The organism is Geomonas sp., assembly GCF_056994735.1.
This window is the reverse complement of sequence record NZ_JBXKJL010000255.1, coordinates 1-2,391: the sequence shown is the minus strand read 5'-3', so window position 1 is coordinate 2,391 and position 2,391 is coordinate 1. Positions and strand designations below refer to the sequence as shown.

Annotated in this window: 3 protein-coding genes; 2 read left to right on the top strand and 1 reads right to left on the bottom strand. The window is 57.9% G+C overall.

The window, feature by feature from the left end; genetic code table 11:
- Both hcp and AC11W3_RS11350 read left to right on the top strand, forming a co-directional pair.
- Positions 1 to 1,212 (top strand): hydroxylamine reductase (hcp, locus tag AC11W3_RS11355; RefSeq protein WP_484093036.1); only part of this gene is annotated, 1,212 nt, incomplete at its 5' end.
- 102 nt (positions 1,213 to 1,314) lie between these two features.
- Entirely contained in the window at positions 1,315 to 1,479 is a 165-nt protein-coding gene (locus AC11W3_RS11350) for an FmdB family zinc ribbon protein (protein ID WP_484091264.1), read from the top strand.
- A gap of 113 nt (positions 1,480 to 1,592) precedes the next feature.
- Here the strand turns inward: AC11W3_RS11350 and AC11W3_RS11345 are convergent, their stop codons facing one another.
- Positions 1,593 to 2,018, bottom strand: coding sequence for a TOBE domain-containing protein (locus AC11W3_RS11345; RefSeq protein WP_484091265.1), 426 nt, complete (start codon positions 2,016 to 2,018; stop codon positions 1,593 to 1,595).
- Between the last annotated feature and the right edge of the window lie 373 nt (positions 2,019 to 2,391).

The following is a 2,391-nucleotide window of genomic DNA, read 5'->3' as shown; positions in this document are numbered from 1 at the left end:
CAGGACATCCTTTCCGGCATCGAGATACTCATCTACGGATTGCTGGGCATGGGGGCCTTCGCCTGGCACGCGACGGAGCTCGGTAAGGAGGACGAGGAGATCTATGCCTTCATTCACCGCTCGCTGGCCGCCACAGCCAATCCCAAGGCGACCCTCGAGGATTTCGTCAACCTTTCCATGGAGTGTGGCAAGCAGAACCTGCGCACCATGGAACTGCTGTATCAGGGGCATGCCGAACGTTACCAGGATCCCGAACCGATGAAGGTGAACCTGGGGACCCGCGGCGGCAAGGGGATCGTCGTTTCAGGGCACGACCTTCCCATGCTGGAGGAGATCCTGAAACAGAGCGAGGGGAAGGGGATCAACGTCTACACCCACGGAGAGATGCTCCCCGCCAACGGTTATCCCGGCCTGAGGAAATATTCCCACTTCGCCGGCAATTTCGGAACTGCCTGGCAGAACCAGGCCAAGGAACTCCCCGATTTCAGCGGGGCCATCATCTTCAACACCAACTGCATTCAAAGGCCGGCACCGGGCTACGCGGACCGGCTGTTCACCTGGGGCGAGGTGGCCTGGCCCGGAGTTCAGCACCTGGAGGGACACGACTTCACCCCGGTCATCGAAAAGGCCTTGTCACTGCCGGACCTCCCCGACAATCCCGGCAAGGAGATCCTGGTCGGTTTCGGCCATGAAGCCGTCTTCAAGGTGGCCGGCGCCGTGGTCGATGCGGTCAAGAACGGTGCGGTAAAGCACTTCTTCCTGATCGGCGGCTGCGACGGAGCCAAGTCCGGGCGCAACTACTTCACGGAATTCGCCGAGAAGGTGCCGAAGGACTGCGTGATTTTGACCCTGGCCTGTGGCAAGAACCGCTTCAACCGCCTCGACTTCGGCGACATCGGAGGAATCCCGCGGCTGCTCGACGTCGGCCAGTGCAACGACGCCTATTCCGCCATCAGGATAGCTCTGGCCTTGGCGGATGCCTTCAAATGCGGCGTGAACGACCTCCCGCTTTCCATGATCCTCTCCTGGTACGAGCAGAAGGCACACGTGATCCTCCTCACCCTGCTGCACCTCGGCATCAAGGGCATCCGGCTGGGTCCCTCCCTCCCGGCCTACGTATCGCCGAACGTTCTGGACTTCCTGGTCAAGAACTTCGACCTCGGTCCGATCACCACCGTCGACCAGGACCTCAAGCACGCCCTCGGGGCTTAGGCAAAGAGACGTACATCGCCCCTGTCGCTACCTCCGGAAATGGTAGGGATGGGGGCGATGCCGCATCCGGCGCTGACATTCCTAAAGTGGAGGACCAAGCCAATGCCGACCTACGAGTATCGCTGCCAGAGCTGCAACGAGAACTTTTCGGTAAGGATGACGATGGCGCAGCACGACCAGCAGCCGGTCTCCTGCCCCGCCTGCAAGGGAAACAGCATAGCCCCGCACTACACACCCTTCTTCCCGAAGACCAGCAAGAAGAGTTAGCGCTGCCTTCTTGCACAACACCCTCCCCGATCGGTCTAAAGAGATACCATAAATGAAAAGGGATCACGATGTGCCGTGATCCCTAAGGTCGCTACCATGCCTTCGCTTCTTTGTCAGCTTACGCCGAGGATGATGCTGGAAGCTTTGATCATGGCGCAGGCATGGCCGCCGTTCTGTAAACCGAGGCGCTTCGCGCTGTCATGAGTGATGACGGCGCTGACGGTATCGCCGCCGCCGATTTCGATGTCGACTTCGGTGTTGACCGGCCCTTCGACGATCTTGGCAATGGTGCCGCAGAAGATATTGCGGGCGCTTACCTTCGCGTCGTGCAGGTCGGTGCCGATGATGACCGAGCTTGCCTTGACCAATGCGAACGCCGCACCGCCGTTCTTCAGACCGAGGTTGTCGACAGCCACATTGGTGACGGTCGCGACAACCGAGGCTCCGCCCTTCAGGGTGAGAGTAACCTCGGAATTGACGGCTCCTTTGGTGATCTTGGCAACGGTCCCGGTAAATGTATTTCGTGCGCTGACTTTCATTGAAAAACCTCCTTTCAGAAATTGGTGGAGGAGGGATCGCCACCATCCTCCATGTATTAAGCCCACTATGCGGGGGGACTCCAACAGGGTGATGAGAGGTGCAACGTATCCATTTATAGCAGCTGAAATCGAAAAGTAAATCTAGGGACGCTGTTAAAATTTTAAGATTCTAATATTGCAACCCTCTGCTATAGTTTAGGTATGCCCAGATTAGCTCGACTAGATGCAGTTGGGTTGTTGCAGCATGTCATGGTCCGGGGAATCGAGAAGTGCGATATCTTCATCGATGACCAAGACCGCAGGCGCTTCGTTGATCGCTTCTCCGACCTCCTTCTCAAAACTCAGACAGCTTGCCTGGCGTGGTGTTTGATGA

Coding starts and splice junctions, on each gene's coding strand:
- AC11W3_RS11345 (WP_484091265.1), bottom strand. CDS start 2,018: ATGAAAGTCAGCGCACGAAATACATTTACCGGGACCGTTGCCAAGATC.
- AC11W3_RS11350 (WP_484091264.1), top strand. CDS start 1,315: ATGCCGACCTACGAGTATCGCTGCCAGAGCTGCAACGAGAACTTTTCG.